An 18,800-nucleotide genomic window follows, 5' to 3' on the forward strand; every position below is an offset into this window, starting at 1 on the left:
GGGCCGGGCGGTGGGAGCCACCGCCCGCCCCGTTCCTCCTCCGCTGTCCTCTTCCACCACACGGGCTGTCAGCTGGCTGCGGTATAAGCCAAACCTGCTGCGCCTACGTGTAGCCGTCTGTCGCGACCTGCCCGGCCCGCTCTCGGCTTTCCCGATCCTTCTTCACCTGGGGGTTGTTCGTGCGTACCCGAATACCAGCCCGGTGGGCGCCACTCGTGGTGTCCCTCTCTTTGGCTTTGGCGGTACCGGTGGCCCTGACGCCGGTCGCCTCAGCCGCGACGGGCGGGCTGGGCAAGCCGGCGGTGGCCAAGCAGCGGGCCAGCAAGGTCCGGGCAGTGACCGGTCTGGGCGCCAAGCAGGCCCGTGCCACTGCCTCCAAGACCAAGACTGCCAACGCCCAGCAGGCCAAGCGGGCAGCGGCGGAGCAGAAGGCGTCCTGGCCCAAGGCCGCCGAGCGCACCACACAGATCCCTGCACGAGGCAAAGCGAAGCTCACCGCCGGCGGGCTGCCGGTGACGATCACCGGGGCGGGCGGCAAGAACGCTGTCTCGGGCCAGGCACGGCTACGCGTCCTGAGCCATAGGGCCGCTCAAGCAGCCGGAATCAAGGGCGTCCTGCTCACCGCTGCTACCGTCGATCCGGGGAAGGCGGAGCTGAGTGTGGACTACTCGGCCTTCGCGTCCGCATACGGCGGCGGCTGGGCCGGGCGTCTGCGGTTGGTCCAGCTACCCGCGTGCGCCCTGACCACCCCGCACAAGAGCGCATGCCGGGTACAGACTCCGCTCCGCTCGCACAATGACATCTCCGGCCAGACCGTCTCGGCCACCGCGCACCTCACCACGCCCTCGACCACAACCTCCAGCCCGGCGCGCACCTCCCAGATGGCCGCGGTCACCACCCCCTCGGCCACCGTCCTCGCACTGACCGCAGCGGCCGGTGAATCCGCGTCGGGCTCGGGCAACTACTCCGCCTCGCCCTTGTCGCCCTCCTCCACCTGGGAAGCGGGCGGTTCCTCCGGCGCGTTCACCTGGTCCTACCCGCTGAGCACGCCCCCGGCCGCGGCAGGCCCCTCGCCGACACTGTCGCTGTCGTACGACTCCGGCAGCTCGGACGGCAAAACGGCGTCCACGAACAACCAGTCCACGCAGGTCGGCGAGGGCTTCGACATCACATCCTCCTACGTCGAGCGCTCCTACGGCGCCTGTGACGACGACGGCCAGGACAGCAAATACGACGAGTGCTGGAAGTACGACAACGCCTCGCTCGTCCTCAACGGCAAGTCCAGCGAACTCGTCAAGGACGACACCACCGGCGTGTGGCGGCTCAGCAACGACGACGCCTCCACCGTCACCCACTCCACCGGCGCCGACAACAACGACGACAACGGCGAGTACTGGACCGTAATCACGGGCAACGGCACGAAGTACGTCTTCGGCCTCAACAAGCTCAGCGGCGCCGACACCGAGCGGACCAATTCCGTTTGGACAGTGCCGGTCTACGGCGACGACTCCGGCGAGCCCGGCTACGACAAAGGCGACTCCTTCTCCGGCCGGTCCCTCACCCAAGCCTGGCGCTGGAACCTGGACTACGTACAGGACCCCCTCGGTAACGCGATGACCTACTGGTACACCGCCGAGACCAACTACTACGCCAAGAACGACGCCACCACCGCCACCACCGAATACACCCGGGGCGGCTACCTCACCAAGATCCTCTACGGACAGAACAAGGACACCCTCTTCAGCGGCGTCACCTCCGACAAGGTCACCTTCTCCTACGACGAGCGCTGCACCGCCTCCGACTGCTCCTCACTGACGGACTCAACCGCCGACAACTGGCCGGACGTCCCCTACGACTCCATCTGCAAGAAGGACGCAGACTGCGACGCCAAGAGTCCCGCCTTCTTCACCCGCAAACGGCTCACCGGCATCGACACCTATGCCTGGTCGGCCGCCTCCGGCGCCTTCACCACGGTCGACTCCTGGACGCTCACCCAGGCCTTCCTCGACGGGGGCGACATCGGTGACACCTCTGACCAGACGCTGGTACTCAAGAGCATCAAGCACACCGGCAAGAACGGCACCGACATCGCCCTGGACCCGGTGACGTTCGGCTACCAGATGCGGGTCAACCGCGTCGACTCCAATTCCGACGACATCCTCCCGCTGACCCGCCCGCGCATCGAGACGGTCACCTCCGAGACCGGCGCGATCACCACCGTCACCCTCTCCGACCCCGAATGCATCCGCGGCTCCAACATGCCGGCCGCCGAAGACAACGACACCAAGAACTGCTACCCGACCTATTGGCACATCAACGGAGCCGCCGAATCGACAATCGACTGGTTCCACAAATACCGCGTGACGGCCGTCCTCTCCTCCGACCCCACCGGCCACAACGTCGCGGTCGAGCACGCCTACAGCTACTCCGCCCCGGCCTGGCACTACAACGACGACCCGATCACCCCCTCCGATGAACGCACGTGGTCCATCTGGCGCGGCTACGGCAAGGTCACCGAAACCACCGGCGCCTCCGACGGCACCCAGTCCAAGACGGTCTCGCTCTATCTGCAAGGCATGAACGGCGACAAGCAGAAGGACGGCACCACACGGTCCGTGTCCGTCACCGGCATCGACTTCACCGGCCTAGACGTGGCCGACCAGACCGACAGCAACCCATACGCCGGCCAACTGCGCGAAAAGATCACCTACAGCGGCTCGACACCCGTGACGATCACGGTCAACGACCCCTGGCTTAAGAAGACGGCCACCCAGCACAAGTCGTACGCCGACACCGAGGCGTACTACGTCCGCACCGCAAAGACCTCCACCCACACCTATCTCACCGCCACATCGAAGTGGCGCACCAGCGCCACCTCAACCACCGACTTCGATGACTACGGCATGCCCACCAAGATCTACGACGAGGGGGACACCGCCGTCACCGGCGACGAGACCTGCACCCGCACCTGGTACGCCCGCAACGACACACTAGGCATCAACTCGCTGGTCTCCCGCACCCGCAAGGTCGGCAAGGCGTGCTCGGTCGCCGAGACAACACTGTCCCTCCCCACATCCAGCGCCACACGCGGTGACGTACTCTCCGACACCGCCACCGTCTACGACAACGCCACCGCCACCTCCTGGACGGCCTCCCAGACCCCGACCAAGGGCGAGGTGACCTGGACCGGCCGCGCCTCCGCCTACCCGGCCACGACCACCAACGGCGAGCGCACCCCCAGCTCCTGGCAGACGCTCTCCAAGCTGACCTACGACACGCTCGGCCGCGTCGCGAGCTCCACCGACGCCGGCAGCAACACCACATACACCGTCTACACCCCCACCACAGCTGGCCCGCTGACCAAGACGAAGGTCACCAACCCCAAGTCCCAGAACGTCTACACCTACACCGACTACGCCCGGGGCACACCCACCAAGATCTACGACGCAAACAACAAGATCACCGAAAGCACCTACGACGCGCTCGGCCGCAAGACCGCCACCTGGCTTCCCAACCGCTCCCGCTCACTGTCGCAGAGCGCCAACTACACCTACACCTATTCCGTCTCCCACGACGCCCCGTCATGGACGTCCACCTCCACGCTCAAGGCCGACGGCAGCACGTACAACACCAGCTACACCCTCTACGACTCGATGCTGCGCACCCTCCAGACGCAGTCGCCGACGGCGGTCGGCGGCAGGCTGCTGACGGACACCCGGTACGACAGCCGGGGCCTGGCCTACGAGACCTTCGCCGACATCTTCGACTCGACCGCCACCCCCTCCGGCACCTACACCCGGGCGGAGTACGGCGAGGCGCCCAAGCAGACCGAGATCGTCTTCGACGGGGCCGAGCGCCCCACGTCGAACACCTTGCTCGTCTACGGCGTGCAGAAATGGTCCACGTCCAGCAGCTACACCGGTGACTCCACCGCCACCACCGCCCTCTCCGGCGGCTCGGCAGTCCGCACCATCACCGATGCGCGGGGCCGGACGGTAGAGCGTCGCGAGTACTCCGGCACGTCCCCGGCCGACACCGGCTACGGGGCCACCGCCGGCGCCGCGTTCACCTCGACCGCGTACACCTACACCCTCGACGACAAGCAGTCCACGATCACCGGACCCGACAGCAAGTGGTCCTACTCGTACGACCTCTTCGGCCGCCAGACCTCTACCACCGACCCCGACAAGGGGACCTCCACCACTGGCTACACCAACCTCGACCAGACCTCCTGGACCAAGGACGGCGCGGGCCGCGTCACCGTCTTCGCCTACGACTCCCTCAGTCGTAAGACCGACACCTGGAGCGCCCCCGCGACCGCCGACCTGACTTCCACACTTGAGGAGCAGGTCGACGCAAACAAGCTCACCCACTTCGCCTACGACAGCGTGGCCAAGGGCCAGTTGGACTCCTCCACCCGCTATGTCGGCGGAGTCTCCGGCAGCGCCTACACCAAGCAGGTCACGGCGTACGACAGCCTCTACCACCCGACTACCACGCAACTGGCCCTGCCCGCGGGTGACTCCCTGGTGACGTCCGGCGCGCTCTCGTCGTCGACCCTGACCTTCTCGACGTACTACAACATCGACGGCACCCAGCAGTACGCCTCCGAGCCCGCAGCCGGCGGCCTCAGCGCCGAAACGATCAACAACGAATACAACGGGCTGGGTCTGCCCACCGCCATCACCGGCACCACCGGATACCTCCTGGGCGCTAGCTACTCCGCTCTCGGCCAGACTGAACAGCTCACCCTGGGCACGTCGTCCGCGTCCGGGACCAAGAAGGCGTACATCACCAACAAGTACGCCGAAGGCACCGACCGACTCGAGGAGTCCTCGGTCACCGACCAGACCCACAGCTACCAACTGCAGAATCTCACCTACACCTACGACGACGCCGGCAACGTCACCGCGACCAGTGATCCCACCACCCTGGGCGGCACAGGAGCAGCCGACAACCAGTGCTTCACCTATGACGGCTACCGCCGCCTGACCAACGTCTGGACCCCCTCGACGGCCGACTGCTCAACCACCAAGCGCACCGCCGCCGACCTCGGAGGCGCCAGCCCGTACTGGACGTCGTACACCTACACCGACTCCGGCCTTCGATCGACCGAGACCACCCACACCACCAGCACCGACACCAAGAAGACCTACTGCTACAGCACTGCCAAGCCCCACCAGTTGGCCGCTACCACCACCGGCAGCACCTGCACGGGAGTCACCGCCACCTACGCCTACGACGACACCGGCAACACCACAACCCGCCTCGACGGCACCGCCTCCCAGTCCCTGAGCTGGGACAACGAAAGCCGCCTGAGCAAGCTGGTAGAAGGCAGCAGCACCACCGGATACGTTTACGACGCCGACGGAAACCTGCTCATCCGCCGCAATACCACAGGCGAGACCGTCCTCTATGCCGGCGCCACCGAGGTCCACCTGGACACCAGCGCCCCCACCGCCAAGTACTGGGCCCAGCGCTACTACTCGGCCGGGTCCGCCGTCATCGCGGTCCGCAACAACAAGTCCGGCGCCTCCACCCTCTCCTACCTCGCCGCGGACCAACACGGCACATCCAGCCTGGCACTGAACGCCTCCACGCAGGTCGCAACCAAGCGCTACAGCACCCCATTCGGAGCGTTGCGCACCGGCGGCACCGGAACCTGGCCGGACGACAGAACCTTCCTCGGCAAGACCGCCGACTCCTCCTCCGGACTCATCCACATCGGCGCCCGCGACTACGACCCCATGACAGGCCGGTTCATCAGCGTCGACCCGCTCCTGAGCCTTGACCAGCACCAGTCCCTCAACGGCTACACCTACGGCAACAACAACCCCGCCACCTTCTCTGACCCCACCGGCACAGAGATCGGCTCCCGCCCCAACTCCTGCGAATACGACCTCAAGTACTGCGACAAGAAGACCCAGAAAGCCGTCGGCTACGACCCCTCCACCGGTCGCGTCAACGGTGGCGGCACCGCCACCACCAGCAGCGTTGGCACCGGATCCACCCTGCTGTCCATTCAGAAACCCCTGGCGGGCCCCTTTCCCCCAGGCTCTGTAAAGCTCGTAGATACCGGTATATTTGATGAAAAGAAATTCATGGCGGGAGTTTCCTGGGCGCTCGGTGGCATTCTGAAGGAGCTCACAAAGGGGCCGGAACCCATCACGCTATGCACTCCCGACGGTCACTGCGAAGAGCAGGTTCCACAGGGTGGGACCTTTGCGGGCGGGGGTGGACTCCTGGGCAATGGATCTCAGGCTGGCAGACCTGTTCCGCAGGATGCGGGTGCGGCAAGCGAGAGCGACCTGGTTCGTGTCGGCCGCTGGATGTCGCGAGAGGAGCACAGCGCCATGAAGGATACGGGTGTCGTCCAGGAAGGTGCTGGCGGTACGACCTATGTGGCGCATCCTGCAACTCCTGAGGCATACGGTCGGCAAGCTGCGCCGGGCACGGGATACGTGGAATTTGACGTGCCGCGTGGTTCCTTGTATCCCGCGGGTGAGCCCGGCTGGGCCCAGATACCCGGCCCGAGTTCGCTGCAGGGCAGACTCGCACTGCGGCGTGGACAGCCGATACCGCAGTTCCCGCCTGCCTTGAACATCCAGTGGCTGATGGGGAAATGATGACAAGCAAAGAAGTATTTCTCGCTGGTTTGAGGGCTTGGGCCGCAGACCACGCCCCGACGTTGGCGAGCGAAGGAATCACACTGCAACTGGACGACTCCCGCTCACAATGGAGCAAAGCGAGCACGTCACTATCCCTCGACGGGGAGGAACGAATCAGCCAGTTGACTGTATGGTCCACCGGAGAGGCTGAGCTGGAGCGCGCCGAGATCGCGACAGGCTTGGTCCGCAACGAGCACTGCGACTTGGCCTCGCTCGAAGATTTGGGTCGAGCACTCGACGACCTTCTGCGATGGCAACGAGGCGACAGCGCGGCGAGTTCGTGAGAAGCCATCCGCGTACCGCTCTGCAGGCTCGACCAGTCGAATGCGGGTCGTGGTCGGATGCCCTCTCGGCGGTCGAAGCATAACGGTGGGGCCTCCTGGTAGCTCGGGGTTATGATTCTGAACGAGCGTCACCAGGAGGCCCGCGATATCACCGCAGGTGTCCCCGACTAGTGCCGTGACTGGGAGGGTTCACCGGGTCTGGTCCTACACTCTGGTCTGTGTCAGTTGACCAGGGGCAAAGCCCGCGGCCTATCGACCAGTGCCGGGACGTCCAAGACGTCCTGGACCAGATCCGGCTGCGTCCCTCCATGTGGGTTCGCCAGGGGTGCCTGCGGGACTTGCAGAACATCTTGATCGGCTATGCCGCGGCTTTGTCCGTTCACGGGGTCGACGAGCCTTTCACCCTGTCGCCCGGTGGTCCCTTCGCCGAGTGGCTCGTCGAGGCTGGTCGATGTCTTGTGGCTGGGCTGATGCCATCGAGCGGCATGCCGGTGGAGAAGACCCGCTGATGGCGTTCTTCCATCTCCTGGATGAGTACCGGTCTGCCTGTGGGGCTAACTGGCTCTAACAAAAGCGGTTGATCATGTGACTGTCGGCTTGATCGCTCGTTGGTGAGAGTATGGGGAAGCGTCAGTCGCGGCCGTGGATCGTGTCGGACGAACTGTGGTCGCTGATCGAGCCGTTGCTGCCCGCACCTCCGCCCAAGCAGGTCGAGGGGCGGCCGCGGGTGCCCGACCGCCAGGCCTTGTGCGGCATCCTGTTCGTCCCGCACACGGGCATCCAGTAGGAGTACCTGCCGCGGGAACTGGGCTTCGGCTCGGGGATGACGTGCTGGCGCCGCCTGGCGGCCTGGAACGAGGCGGGTGTCTGGGACCAGCTGCACCAGTTGCTGTTGAACAAGCTCCGCTCGAAGAATCAGGTGGACTGGTCCCGGGCGGTGATCGATTCCTCTCACGTCCGGGCGGCACGCAGGGGCCCAAAAGCGGGCCCAGCCCGGTCGACCGCGCACGTCCGGGCAGCAAGCACCACGTCATCACCGACGGTCAGGGCATCCCGCTCGCGGTGTCGCTGACCGGCGGCAACCGCGGGCGACGTCACCCAGCTGCTGCCGCTACTTGACAAGATCCCGGCTGTTGCGGGAGTTGTCGGCAGGCCTCGCAGGCGGCCCGACATGCTCTTCGCCGACCGCGAACCACGACAAGTACCGCCGGCTCCTGCGCCAGCGCGGCATCTGGCCCGCTATCGCCGAACGCGGCCAGCCACACGGTACCGGCCTGGGCACCATCGAGCGGACGATCTCCTGGCTGCACGGCTTCCGCCGCCTGCGCATTCGCTGGGAACGACGCGACGACATCCACGAAGCGTTCCTCGGACTCGCCGCCTGCCTGATCACCCACTGGCACGTCCAGAGGCTTTGTTAGGGCCAGTAAGCCTTAATTGTTCGCTATCGGTGTCGGCCAGCCGGTCGCCGACTGCGCTGGTGCCTTGGCGGTATGTTGCCTACGAATCCGCACCCGCGGCGGTTGTCCCATGCGACGGAGTTCGCCGTCTACGGACCGGACGAGCAGGCTAAGGCCCTGACCGAGGTCGGCATGTCCCTCACCGGCCTTGAGGTCGACCGCGCCTTCTGGCCGGGCAACGAACTCCTGCCGCGGCTGTGCAAGAGCGCCTGACAGCAAGATGGGAACAGAACGCTGATCAAGCGACCACGACGGTTCAGACAAGCGCCTTCCGCCCCAGGACCGATGTCCCGGGGCGGAAGGCACCGGTGAGCACGAAGAGCAGACGGGGATACACCGGATACCAGCGCAGCCACGCAGGACCTGCGGACGCCTGCCTGCGTCGGCCGACGGGCTGGGCCTCGTAGTGGAACAGGCGCGCGTACTCGATCAGCTTCACCGCCAGCCGCTCACTGCTCATGGTGCTGCGGTCGACTTCCACGAACGCGCGCAGCTTGCGCCGGTGTTCGCTCTCGACAACCGTGTAGTACATCACCGCATCGGCCACGACCCGCTCGCCCTCGCCAATGGAGTGGGACACCTCCGGTGTCCAGTCCCAGGGGCCGTGCTCGTGCCCGAGCCGACGGGCGTCTGCGGCGAAAGCCAGGTGAGCGCGCACGACGGCGAGGGTGTGCGGGGTCTTCAGCGACGCCGCCGTGGCCGAGGTGATGGGATAGGGTGGCCGCCCCCGCAGAACGGGCAGGTCCCGGGTCAGCCGCGCGCCTTCCTGCGTGAGGTACCAGGCGCGGGTACGGGTCCGGTTCGCATCCGACAGCACCGTGCAGTCGACGAAACCGTCGGAGCGCAGCCTGTTCAGCACACGCGAGATCAACTGACGCGTGCCGTCCGGGCGCAGCATCCGCCGCAACTGGCTGGTGGTGGCGATACGGTGCTGGGCCAGCCCCGCCAGCACCTGGTGGGCCAAAGGCTCAGCGGGAGTGGCGGCCATTGCCGTCGCCGGAATACTCCGTGCAGCGCTGCTCATGAGACGTTTCCTTCCACGGCGTGGCGGTCTCTGGCGGAGACCCCCGGTTGCTACTCGAGGAAACCCGCGCGCCCTGACCAAGCCCCCGACCACCAAGCCCCGACCATGGTCACGAAGTCGCAACACCTGCATGGTCGGCGGCGGCCGACCGGCACTGGTGGCTCGCACCACCGGCCCGCCCGCCACTAAGAGAGCACCTGATCTAGGTAGTTGGTAGTTCAGGATGATTTTGTGACGGCTGGTGTGAGCGGTCGTTAGGACGGGCGTGAGTGCGCGTCGTCCTTACCGCAGTGATGTGTCTGATGCCCGGTGGGCTCTGATCGAGCCGGTCTTCACCGCTTGGCGGGCGAGACGGACCGGGCCGGGCACGGCAGCCCGGGTGCACGACCTGCGGGAAATCGTCAACGCGATCCTCTACGTCAATCGCACCGGCATCCCGTGGGAGTACCTTCCCCACGACTTCCCGCCCTACAAGACCGTCTATGACTACTACGCGAAGTGGGAAGCCGACGGCACGACCCTGCAGGTCCACGACCTGCTACGCGACAAGACCCGTCGCGCGCACGGCCGCAGTGCGCAGCCCACCGCGGCCGTGATCGCCGCGCAGAGCGTGAAGACCTCGGCAATCGAAACGGACATCCCACTCGCATTGGCGTGAACGGTGATCAGATGCTCTCTAAGAGCGGCGCTGCTGGGGGACGCTGACCGCCACCGCCTCCTGGTCGACCAGCTCCGCCGGCACATAGGACACGTCCAACCAGGGCGCCGTGCTCGTCGTAGACCAGCAGATCCACGCCACCGTCTGCGGCGGGGGACTCCACCAGGCGCAGCGGCCGCCCCTCCAGGGCCTCCAGACGGCCCGTCAGGACGTCTGGACTATCTCACCGTTACCGGACATACACCCACGGTAGAAGCGCGCACACGGGGGCGGGAGGGGTTTCCGGGGGCGTCCATCGGCGCGGGAGGGGCGTCGGCGGGCAGGGAGTGTCCTCCTGCGCCTCTCTAAGGGATAGTCGGCGGCTGCTGCGGTTGCTGCTGCGGCTCCTGGGCCTGGACGGCGGCCCTGGTGGCGAGTTGCCCAGCCAGCAACACGGCTTGCATATCCGCCGGGTCGCTGCGCTTCAAGACGAAGACCTTGGCCAGGGCCAGCAGGCTGGGACCGCACAGGAGCGCAGACAACCACCCGTGTTCTGGAGCCAGGTACACACCGCCGCCGAGCATGGCCAGCGCGATTACCGCTCCTGTAACCAGCTCAACCGTGCTCCGGCGGTCTGCCCGCTCCCGCTGACGGTCCTCGTGCTGTCGCTGCTCTGCCTCGCGCTGCAACTCAAGGCTGAGCATCCGCTCCCGGTGCTCCCGGCGCAGCTGCGGCTCCATCGCACGCAGCGCGACCCCGAGCTGTTCGGCTCCAAGGTCCCGCCACTGCGCGGCGATACGGGCTCCTTCCGACAGGACGGCGTCATCGTCCGAAGGTTGACCGGTAGGCAACTGGGTCCCACTGCTCACCGTGGTGATCCTCCGTCACCGCTGGACACAGGCGCGAGGCCCTCCCCGTTCGCGTTCAAAGGTGGTGGGCCAAGACGTACGAACAACCGCGCCAGAGTCAGGTTGACCGTGTCGGCTGAGCGCTTCGCGACCAAGCGCTCCTCTTCGGTGGACAGGTGGCCCGTCTCGTCCGGCAGGAAGTCCGCGTCATCGTCTGCCGATCGCTGCGCCGCCTCCTCAGCAGCCCACACCAGCTCCTCCACCTCTGGGGGCAGGAACACCGGCCCGTACACCGTGCCTCCCTGGATGTTGCGGGAAGAGATGGCTTGGTTCTCCACGATGGAGGGGCGGTGGACGACGACGGTGGTGCCCCTGCGTGCGTCGTGCCGGTCGGCGATGTACTGCCACACGGCCACCAGGAGCGCCGGCCCTGAGCTGAGTAGCGGCAGCAGTCGCTCTAGAAAGTCCCCCACGGTGTCCCCCCGGGCCTGAGACGAGCGGCACCGGCCACGATAGCCGCGACAGGGGCCACGGGGCAGGGGTTCACGAAGGATGGGCGCCGGTGGGCAGGGCGGGTACCCTCTGCGCCGCCCGGGCACTGCATCGGCACTTCCGCCGGCGCCCCGCCTGTCCCCGCTCGGAACCCGAAGCGGCAGACCTGCGCAGGGCCCGAGAGTACGAGATGGCCGCAAGGGTTCGTCACGACGATGACCACAACAACGAGTGGTCGAGGAAGAGCCCGGCGCCAGGAAAGATGGCGATGGCCGGTCCGCAGCAGCCGTGGGCTGCTGCGGGGCGTGATGGCGAGCCACGCCATGCCGGCCATCGTGCGACACCCGGCCCGCAAGGGACCAACACCCAAAGCCGGCTGTCGCGTTCATGGGGCGGTGAGCGGAACTCCGCGCACCGCCGGGTACTACTTCTTGGACCGCTGGGCCGCCTGCTCGAGGATGCGCCGGCGAGTCCACCGTCGGCGCCCGTTCTGGCGCCCGGCATTCTCGGCGACTCCGTCCGTGGTCTTCAGCAGCGGAAGGTTGCCCTGGGACAGGCTGCTGGAGAAGGAACCGACGGTCTTGTACCCCAGCAGGGCGGCCGCCTGGCTCGCCCCCAGAAGCTCCTCGGGATCGCCGTCGACCGGAACGTCGGGCAGGGGCGGCGCTTCCTTGGCTCCGGCTCGTCTTCCGCGGCCGGGCCGGGTGGCCATCCACGCCTGCAGGGTCTCCACCTTCCACAGCTGCCGGCGGTAGGGGTTCGCCGCCGTGCCCTTCTCTTCGACGGCATCCGGCTCGGGGAAGTAACCGGGGTGATCGCGCACGAAGGTCGTGACCTGGCTGGAGTTCTTGTAGCCGAGATACCTCGAGGCCTCTGCCGCGTTCAGCAACGTCCCCGGAGGGAGGGAGGGAGGCGCGTGTTCAGCGAGCCGTGACGGCGCGCGGTGGGCGAACCACTCGGTGACCTCCGCGTGGTCCCACAGGCGGGCGCGGCCGCGCTTGTCGACAGGTTCAGGGAATGCCTTGCCGGCCGCGTTCTCCGCGCGCTCGGTGTAGAACTGGCTGATCCGTGCGGGCGTCAGGCCCTGTTCAGCCGCGATCTCGGCAGCGTCGGCCAGGCGAGGCTCACGGCGCGAGGTCATGGCAGAACCGTCCGTCCTGTCAGCAGTAAGCCGGCCAGCCCGACTCACAACGCAAATAATGGCAGGAGTTTCGGTTGGAGGTCCAGCCCGCGGCTCAAGGTTTTCTCTGACGGCCGGGCTCACGGCTCACGGACTACTCCTCGGGGATCAAGCAGACACCTCGGCGCGCGGCATCCTCGGCCAGCTCCGCGTAGGCAATGGCGGCCAGCGTCATCTCCCACTCGACCAGGGCCAGCAGCAGGATCACCTCGTCGCGGTCCTGCGAGGCATCGCAGGGCATACCGGCCGTCTTGGCGGCGAACATCAGATCTGCGGTGGCGAGCCCGCCCAGACGCGCTGCCACCTCCCGGTGCAGGGCCTTAAGACCCTGCTGGTACAGCTCGTTCGCCTCCTGCAGGAGCAGCACCAGTTCCTCGCCGTGGCGGGCCGGTGCCGCCGCAGCGAGGTCGAGGATGCGCTGGGTCGTCGTCATCGTCATTGAGTATCCCTCCCTAATGGGTGTGAATGGGGGGTGGTGGTCAGCTGCAGCCGTCGCACACCGGGCGGCGGCCGCTGTCGCGGGCCAGCTCGGGCTTCTTGCGAGGCTCTTCCTTGAGTGCGGCCCACACCTGGTTCTCCAGGGCGGCGAACTCCGGACCGTCGTCCGGGCAGACGACGCCCGGGTCGATCCCGCACGACTTGGCATGGCGAATCAGATCGGCGATGCGCCTGTCAGCGCGGAAGCTGTCGCCCCGGACCTGCTCGACCTCGGCATACAGATCGGCGAGCCGCGGCCGGCGTCCGCTGGAGAGCAGCAAGTCGGGGAGGGACGCATAGCTGCACAGAGCACAGGAGCAGCGCGTGTTGCCCCGCCAGTCACCGGCCCCGGGCACGGAGTCGTACGACCAGCAGTACGGCACCGGCGCGCTGGCGTGCCACTCCTTGACCGCCTCGGTCGGCCAGTCCTTGACGGGCAGCCACTCATCCACGACCCGCGCGGAGTTGGCCAGCACTGTACGGAAGGGCGGACGCTTCTTTCGGTCGGCTCCCTCGTCGCTGCGCAGACCCATGACCTTCAGGATCCGCACCGGGCGGCCGAGCTCACGCTTGAGGCGGTTGACCATCGGCGTCCAGGCGCTGGAGACCACGCCCTCCTTGGCGTACTTGCGGCAGTAGGGGCTGCCCATGCGCGGGAACCGCCCGTACGCCGCGATCTCCGTCAACAGGCTGCGCGGCATCGGGGTGCCGTCCGGGCCGGGCATCGTGCGGGTGACTTCGATGTGCCGGTCTGGAGGTAGCCCGAAGGCGGCACTCTGCATGGCGGCGAGCTCGGAGACGCCCGGGTAGCGGGTGCCCTCGAAGACGATCGGAGGCCACTCCAGCACTCCGAGGCTCGAGTGGTAAGAGATCACCCGGTCTTCGACGCCGGCGCTTCGGGCCGCGTCCATGAAAACGGCCATCATCACCGCGCTGTCCTTGCCACCGGACAGCTGGGGTGCGAGCAGATCGTAGGTGGTCAGGTCGGGCACGCCGGACGAAGCGAAGGCAAGACTCGCAGCCATGGTTCCTCCAGGAACAGCGGGACAAGGACGGTGGGACTGCGACCACGACGGGTCGCAGGTGATGATCTGGCGATGGCACGGATCGCGCAGGTGAGCAGCCCTCAGACCCCGATCGGCTCGGGGTCGGCCTGCTTGGGATAAGGCCGTTGAGCGGGGAGGCCTAGCTTGATCTGCTCCCGCTCGCGCTGGTTTCTGCCGAGCCGCCATACGTAGCGGTGTGCTCCGCGATGCCGTACGTTGCGGGCGCCGACCGCGGCCAGGGCGTCCCGGAGCCAGACGGCCGGGTCGCATCCGGCCCGCGGCACCGGTGCTCCGAGCGCGATGAGCTGTGCTTCGGCGTACTGGTGGCCCTGCTCCTGGCGGCGGATCTTCTGCGCCGCGCGCTCGTGGAAGACGGTGCCGTCCGGCAGGACCTTCACCGTCCGGGCGGTTGCCCGGCTGGCGTAGACCGCGTTCGTGGCTGCGTAGATCGTGCCGACGTGCCCAGGCATGACCAGAACTCCCGAGGCTGTCCGGCGCGGGACGGGGTCGGCGAACGAGACGATCCCGTGTACGCCGCGGGCGAGCAGGCGGTTTAGGCAGTTCGCGAGGAACCACGACTCGGAATTTCCGGGGCACTCATCCAGCAGGACGAACCGCGAGCACACCAGCGACTCGGTGTACGGGCGCTTCTACGCACCGTGAGCAGTCATTGGCGCAGCTCATGCTGCGTGTGACCTGTGAGTCGACGTGTTGATGGACTGGATGGGTTCGGCGACTCGGCCGCGGATGAACCGGGGCATCGGTTAGTGGCGGGACCGAGGACTGGGGCAAGCACTACGGCCGCCGCGGTTATCTAGGGTGTAGCCACAGTTATGCAGGTCAGTGGGCATCTTGTCTCGTCAGGCAAGTAAGGCGGTTGGAGGAGATGGCGGGCCGCCGTACCAGTCTGGCTCACTCGCCGGCACCTCTCCCCGTCGTCCCACCTCAGCCCGATCGTTCGCCCCGGTTGACTGTCAGAGGTGTGACTTATCGTTCCCGGCTATGAAGCGGTCACTGACGGATGTTCAAGCCCTATGGGCCATAGAGCAGGTCAAGAACGGGAGGATGACTCAAACCCAGGTCGCAGCCCACCTCGGCGCGTCACTCGCGCGGATCAACGCACTGGTCAACGGGCGCTCGTACAGGCATCTGCATGGCATCCCGAGAGGGACCAGGACAACCAACGGCGGCCAACGGTACGGGTTCACCGAGACACCCGAGCGCCGTCACTGGAACGAGGCGAAGTTCTGGACGCGCGTGGACCGCTCCGGCGGCCCTAACGCCTGCTGGCCGTGGGCCGGGGGCAAACCCGACGCCTACGGCCACACTGCCGCCGGGAAAGGAATGACCGGCTCGGCCAACGCCCATGTCGTCGCGTTCACCCTGGCCATGGGACTGCCCAAGGCCCCGGATTGGGCGCTGGTCCTGCGCCACCTATGCGACAACAAGCCCTGCTGCAACCCCGCTCACCTCAAGCCCGGCACCATCGGTGAGAACCTCGCCGACCGCTGGCAGGCCCAACGCGAAGGCCGTACCGGGCCGCGATCTGTCACAGACCCCGTACCTCCACCGCCCGGGGGGTGGTGCATCGTCACCGGCGACTTGGATGAACTCGACCGGCTGGCGCGGATCTCCGAGTTTCACGCCCGCGTGGACAGCAGCGGCGGCCCAGCGGCCTGTTGGCCGTGGAGAGGGGAGAAGTCCCGCAACAACTTCGGCTATGGACAGATGGCCTTCGACGGGCAAAGGGTCGTCCCCGCGCACCGCATCGCCTACGTGATCGCCGATGGGAAGACGCTGGCGGACATCAAAGGTCAGAACATCCTGCACAAGTGCCCCGAGGCCAAGCACCGCAACGACTGCAACAACCCTGCCCACCTGGCCCTCGGAACGCAGGCTGAGAACATCGCCGACAAGCTTATTCACGGCACCATGCCCATGGGAGAGCGGCATCACATGGGCCAGCGCTTCCCTGACGCCCTGGTCGCCCGGATGCGCGAGAAATTCTGGCGCCCTACCGGCAAGCGGCCCACCATGACCGAACTGGCCCTCGAAGCCGGAACGTCGGTCACCGTCATCAGTCGATGGCTGAAGGGGACAAGCCGACCCGAAGCGGGCGGGCCACTCGCTCCCACCGGCTGACGCGCGCTTAGGACGGTTGGAGGAGATGTGCGCGACGGCCCGTGGGCCACTCTGGGGCCAGCAGCAACAGGGAGGCCCGGATGGAGTGCCGCCGCGTCTCTGGCTGCGGCGGGGCCGGTTCTTCCAACCTTCTTTCGCCCGAAATGAAGTTGGGCGATCGACCTGCGTCACGAACCTGCCGTACGTGCCTGACGACCCCTTGGATACTCGTAAGGCATGTACGAAATCGGCTCCCTGACTTGCCTGTCGCTTCCCAGACGCCCTAGATAACGCGGCCCGGCGATCGTTCTCAAGGTGGTCGCGACCACCTTGCCCCAGACGTGGGTCAGGTGGGCTGCCGTCCGGCCGGGTCTCCGCCCGGGTCGTCGGCCAGCTCGATCGCCGCGGTGATGCGCTTGCCCACCGGTTCCCGGTGGACACAGAAGGTCCGGCAGACGGCCATCACGATCTCCAGACCGTGCTGCCCCACGCGCTCGGGGTCCATCGCGCCGATCGCGGGCAGGGTGGTGCTGCTGTCCCACACGCTCACCTCGACAGCGCCTCCGTCGACCTCCAGGGACAGCAGACAGGGACCGGGCGCGTACTTGCGGGCGTTGGTCACCATCTCGCTGACGACCAACTGCACCATGCCCATGGCCCGGGCCGACACCGGCAGCCCGTGCACAGCCTGTACCTCGGTGAGGAAGGACCGGGCAAGGTAGCGGGCAAGGGCGATCTCCTCGCTCCCCTCGAACGCGGCGGCCACCGATATGCGTCGCTCCACAAGCGGCTGCTGGCCCTCGTCCTGCCCAGCCGGTTCCATACCGCCCGCCTCACGTCCGAAGCGCCATCCAATGCCCAGCCCGCTTACCCCCGAAACTTCACCGCACGCACCCGATGCCCGAAACTGGTTTCCGGCAATTTCCACTGAGGTCCGTCCGGCGAAAGGGCAGCAGCGTGGATGAGCAGGCGTCAGGGTGGAGCTTTCTCACCAACCACTCTCGCGTGCTTCTGGCCATCGCACGCGACCTTGCCGCCCGCCTGCGCGACCTTGCCGCGGCCTGCCACATCACCGAACGCACGGTGCAGGGCATCGTGGTGGACCTCCAAGAAGGCGGTTACCTAAGCCGCGAGCGGCACGGCCGGCGCACCCGGTACGCCCTTCACCTGGGCGGCGCGCCATCCCGCAGAGGCTCACCTGCCCGTCAGCGGCCTGCTCGAACTGATCGCCTTCCCAGGCGGCGAGCGCGAATGCGCCGTTCATCCCGGCTCGCCGTCGACTTATCGTTGGGTGGCGGCCGTCACCGTGCCGATGGCTGGCCGGCACGGTGACGGTCCGCCCGCAGGATGCTCGTAGGCTCACATGCCATGACGACGCGGACGGTGGTGGATCAGGTGCTCAATCCGTGGACCCGAACGACCAGGAGCGCACCGTACGCGGTCCCCGAAGACCTGCCGCACTTGCAAGCCCTCGCCGACACCCAAGTCCGCGCCTCGGACGCGCCGTACCGGCTCAACCTGAGACTCCCGCCGGAACCGTTCACCGGCCTCCACGACGCGCCCCTGGTCATACTGCTGGCCAACCCAGGCGTGAGCGACGCAGACCCGGCTGCCTACGCCCGGCCCGGCGTGACCGAGCGAACCCTGCAACACATCGCGAACGCCGGCGGGACCCCCAACCACTTCCTGACGCACGCCGACAAGGACCATCCAGGACTGCGGTGGTGGTCCCGGACCCTGAACGGCCTGACAAGGCAGGGGTACAGTCACGACGAACTCGCCCGGCAGATCCTTGCCGTGCAGTTCCACGGCTACCATTCGCGGTCGTGGCGGCCGATCCCGTACACGCTGCCCTCCCAGTCCTTCGCCTTTCACCTGGTGCGCCGCGCCATGTCCCGTGACGCGCTGATCGTCCTCGGGCGCATCGCGGCCACCTGGAAGATCGCCGTGCCGGAGCTGGCGTCGTATCCGAATATGGTGACGCCGAACCAAAAGCGGAGCGTGACGATCAGCCGGGGCAACTTCAGCCCTGAGGACTTCGAGCGGATCGAGCACGCCCTCAAGAGCTGAGCACGCACGGCGGTGCGGTGCGCGCCCAGCGGGAGGGGCAGTCAGAGGCCGGCACGCGCTTCGGCCAGCTTCACGTCGGCCGCCCGCATCTCCCCGCATGCCTGCGGGTGCTTCTGCTCCATCTCCTCAAGAAGTACCGGCGACTTGCACAGAGCAGTGGTCGCCTCCCGGTCCAGAGCGGCGTCGACCTCGTACGGCTTCTTCGAACCGGCCGGCGCCGGTCGCGGCGACGACTTCACATGCGCCATCGCCGCGATCTTTCCTTCGACCCCGCCGAAGTAGATCCACAGCCGGTCGCCGTCCCTCATCCGCTTCAGCGGCTTCCCGAGCCACCACTCGGTCGGACCGGAGTCTTGGCGTGCCAGCCTCGCGACCCGCGCTGGGGTGGAGGCGCCGTTCTCGATCGTGTCGAGCTCCGGGTCCAGGCAGTACAGCCAGTCCCGAGGGCCGACGACCTGGTAGACGGCGCGTCCGCCTCGGTTCGGAATCTTTT

General features: G+C 67.1%; 14 protein-coding genes and 2 pseudogenes. 7 read left to right on the forward strand and 9 right to left on the reverse strand.

Going from position 1 to position 18,800, the window contains the following annotated elements; translation table 11 throughout:
- Nucleotides 1-230 precede the first annotated feature (230 nt).
- The 4 genes and pseudogenes from FBY22_RS19680 to FBY22_RS43945 all read left to right on the forward strand — a co-directional run bounded on the left by FBY22_RS19680 (nucleotide 231) and on the right by FBY22_RS43945 (nucleotide 8,625).
- Nucleotides 231-6,626: an RHS repeat-associated core domain-containing protein gene (locus tag FBY22_RS19680; RefSeq protein WP_260844948.1), complete on the forward strand. Its 6,396-nt coding sequence runs from the start codon at nucleotides 231-233 to the stop codon at nucleotides 6,624-6,626.
- Between the two features lie 544 nt (nucleotides 6,627-7,170).
- Nucleotides 7,171-7,461 (forward strand): hypothetical protein, encoded by a 291-nt coding sequence (locus tag FBY22_RS19685; RefSeq protein ID WP_222127787.1) that lies wholly within the window; start codon nucleotides 7,171-7,173, stop codon nucleotides 7,459-7,461.
- Between the two features lie 110 nt (nucleotides 7,462-7,571).
- Nucleotides 7,572-8,373: pseudogene (locus FBY22_RS19690) on the forward strand (IS5 family transposase).
- A 102-nt stretch (nucleotides 8,374-8,475) separates the two neighbouring features.
- Complete coding sequence (locus FBY22_RS43945; RefSeq protein WP_160159914.1) at nucleotides 8,476-8,625, forward strand: hypothetical protein; 150 nt, start codon at nucleotides 8,476-8,478, stop codon at nucleotides 8,623-8,625.
- Nucleotides 8,626-8,668: 43 nt separating this feature from the next.
- Here the strand turns inward: FBY22_RS43945 and FBY22_RS19695 are convergent, their stop codons facing one another.
- On the reverse strand, nucleotides 8,669-9,436 hold the full coding sequence (locus FBY22_RS19695; RefSeq protein WP_260844949.1) for a replication-relaxation family protein: 768 nt from the start codon (nucleotides 9,434-9,436) through the stop codon (nucleotides 8,669-8,671).
- Nucleotides 9,437-9,731: 295 nt separating this feature from the next.
- On the opposite strand from FBY22_RS19695, the gene FBY22_RS19700 reads away from it, so the two are divergent.
- Nucleotides 9,732-10,094 carry a transposase gene (locus FBY22_RS19700; RefSeq protein ID WP_222127788.1) on the forward strand — a complete coding sequence of 121 codons (363 nt, stop codon included), beginning with the start codon at nucleotides 9,732-9,734 and terminating at the stop codon, nucleotides 10,092-10,094.
- A gap of 344 nt (nucleotides 10,095-10,438) precedes the next feature.
- On the opposite strand, the gene FBY22_RS19705 is transcribed toward FBY22_RS19700, so the two are convergent.
- The 6 genes from FBY22_RS19705 to FBY22_RS19730 all read right to left on the reverse strand — a co-directional run bounded on the left by FBY22_RS19705 (nucleotide 10,439) and on the right by FBY22_RS19730 (nucleotide 14,586).
- Nucleotides 10,439-10,942 carry a hypothetical protein gene (locus FBY22_RS19705; protein WP_260844950.1) on the reverse strand — a complete coding sequence of 168 codons (504 nt, stop codon included), beginning with the start codon at nucleotides 10,940-10,942 and terminating at the stop codon, nucleotides 10,439-10,441.
- Nucleotides 10,939-11,331 carry a hypothetical protein gene (locus FBY22_RS19710; protein WP_142147228.1) on the reverse strand — a complete coding sequence of 131 codons (393 nt, stop codon included), beginning with the start codon at nucleotides 11,329-11,331 and terminating at the stop codon, nucleotides 10,939-10,941. The genes FBY22_RS19705 and FBY22_RS19710 overlap by 4 nt, the downstream gene beginning before the upstream one ends.
- Before the next feature lie 506 nt (nucleotides 11,332-11,837).
- On the reverse strand, nucleotides 11,838-12,554 hold the full coding sequence (locus FBY22_RS19715) for a hypothetical protein (protein ID WP_142147230.1): 717 nt from the start codon (nucleotides 12,552-12,554) through the stop codon (nucleotides 11,838-11,840).
- Between the two features lie 133 nt (nucleotides 12,555-12,687).
- A complete protein-coding gene (locus FBY22_RS19720) occupies nucleotides 12,688-13,026 on the reverse strand; it encodes a hypothetical protein (RefSeq protein WP_260844951.1) in 339 nt (112 codons plus the stop codon).
- 46 nt (nucleotides 13,027-13,072) lie between these two features.
- Nucleotides 13,073-14,095: a phosphoadenosine phosphosulfate reductase gene (locus FBY22_RS19725; RefSeq protein WP_260844952.1), complete on the reverse strand. Its 1,023-nt coding sequence runs from the start codon at nucleotides 14,093-14,095 to the stop codon at nucleotides 13,073-13,075.
- A gap of 101 nt (nucleotides 14,096-14,196) precedes the next feature.
- Nucleotides 14,197-14,586, reverse strand: coding sequence for a hypothetical protein (locus FBY22_RS19730; RefSeq protein WP_260844953.1), 390 nt, complete (start codon nucleotides 14,584-14,586; stop codon nucleotides 14,197-14,199).
- A 532-nt stretch (nucleotides 14,587-15,118) separates the two neighbouring features.
- Between FBY22_RS19730 and FBY22_RS19735 the strand changes: the two genes are divergently transcribed.
- Complete coding sequence (locus FBY22_RS19735) at nucleotides 15,119-16,258, forward strand: HNH endonuclease (RefSeq protein ID WP_142147234.1); 1,140 nt, start codon at nucleotides 15,119-15,121, stop codon at nucleotides 16,256-16,258.
- A gap of 325 nt (nucleotides 16,259-16,583) precedes the next feature.
- On the opposite strand, the gene FBY22_RS19740 is transcribed toward FBY22_RS19735, so the two are convergent.
- Complete coding sequence (locus FBY22_RS19740; protein ID WP_142147236.1) at nucleotides 16,584-17,060, reverse strand: ATP-binding protein; 477 nt, start codon at nucleotides 17,058-17,060, stop codon at nucleotides 16,584-16,586.
- Nucleotides 17,061-17,605: 545 nt separating this feature from the next.
- Between FBY22_RS19740 and FBY22_RS19750 the strand changes: the two genes are divergently transcribed.
- A complete protein-coding gene (locus FBY22_RS19750; protein WP_142147238.1) occupies nucleotides 17,606-18,307 on the forward strand; it encodes a hypothetical protein in 702 nt (233 codons plus the stop codon).
- A 41-nt stretch (nucleotides 18,308-18,348) separates the two neighbouring features.
- On the opposite strand, the pseudogene FBY22_RS19755 reads toward FBY22_RS19750, so the two are convergent.
- Nucleotides 18,349-18,800 (reverse strand): annotated as a pseudogene (locus FBY22_RS19755) (hypothetical protein); the annotation flags it as partial.

This window comes from Streptomyces sp. SLBN-31 (genome assembly GCF_006715395.1).
GTDB lineage: Bacteria > Actinomycetota > Actinomycetes > Streptomycetales > Streptomycetaceae > Streptomyces.

Bases quoted from the DNA above. Each gene is read 5' to 3' on its own strand.
- FBY22_RS19740 (WP_142147236.1), bottom strand. From the start codon at position 17,060: ATGGAACCGGCTGGGCAGGACGAGGGCCAGCAGCCGCTTGTGGAGCGA.
- FBY22_RS19695 (WP_260844949.1), bottom strand. From the start codon at position 9,436: ATGAGCAGCGCTGCACGGAGTATTCCGGCGACGGCAATGGCCGCCACT.
- FBY22_RS19715 (WP_142147230.1), bottom strand. From the start codon at position 12,554: ATGACCTCGCGCCGTGAGCCTCGCCTGGCCGACGCTGCCGAGATCGCG.
- FBY22_RS19750 (WP_142147238.1), top strand. From the start codon at position 17,606: ATGACGACGCGGACGGTGGTGGATCAGGTGCTCAATCCGTGGACCCGA.
- FBY22_RS19730 (WP_260844953.1), bottom strand. From the start codon at position 14,586: ATGCCTGGGCACGTCGGCACGATCTACGCAGCCACGAACGCGGTCTAC.
- FBY22_RS19725 (WP_260844952.1), bottom strand. From the start codon at position 14,095: ATGGCTGCGAGTCTTGCCTTCGCTTCGTCCGGCGTGCCCGACCTGACC.
- FBY22_RS19735 (WP_142147234.1), top strand. From the start codon at position 15,119: ATGAAGCGGTCACTGACGGATGTTCAAGCCCTATGGGCCATAGAGCAG.
- FBY22_RS19720 (WP_260844951.1), bottom strand. From the start codon at position 13,026: ATGACGACGACCCAGCGCATCCTCGACCTCGCTGCGGCGGCACCGGCC.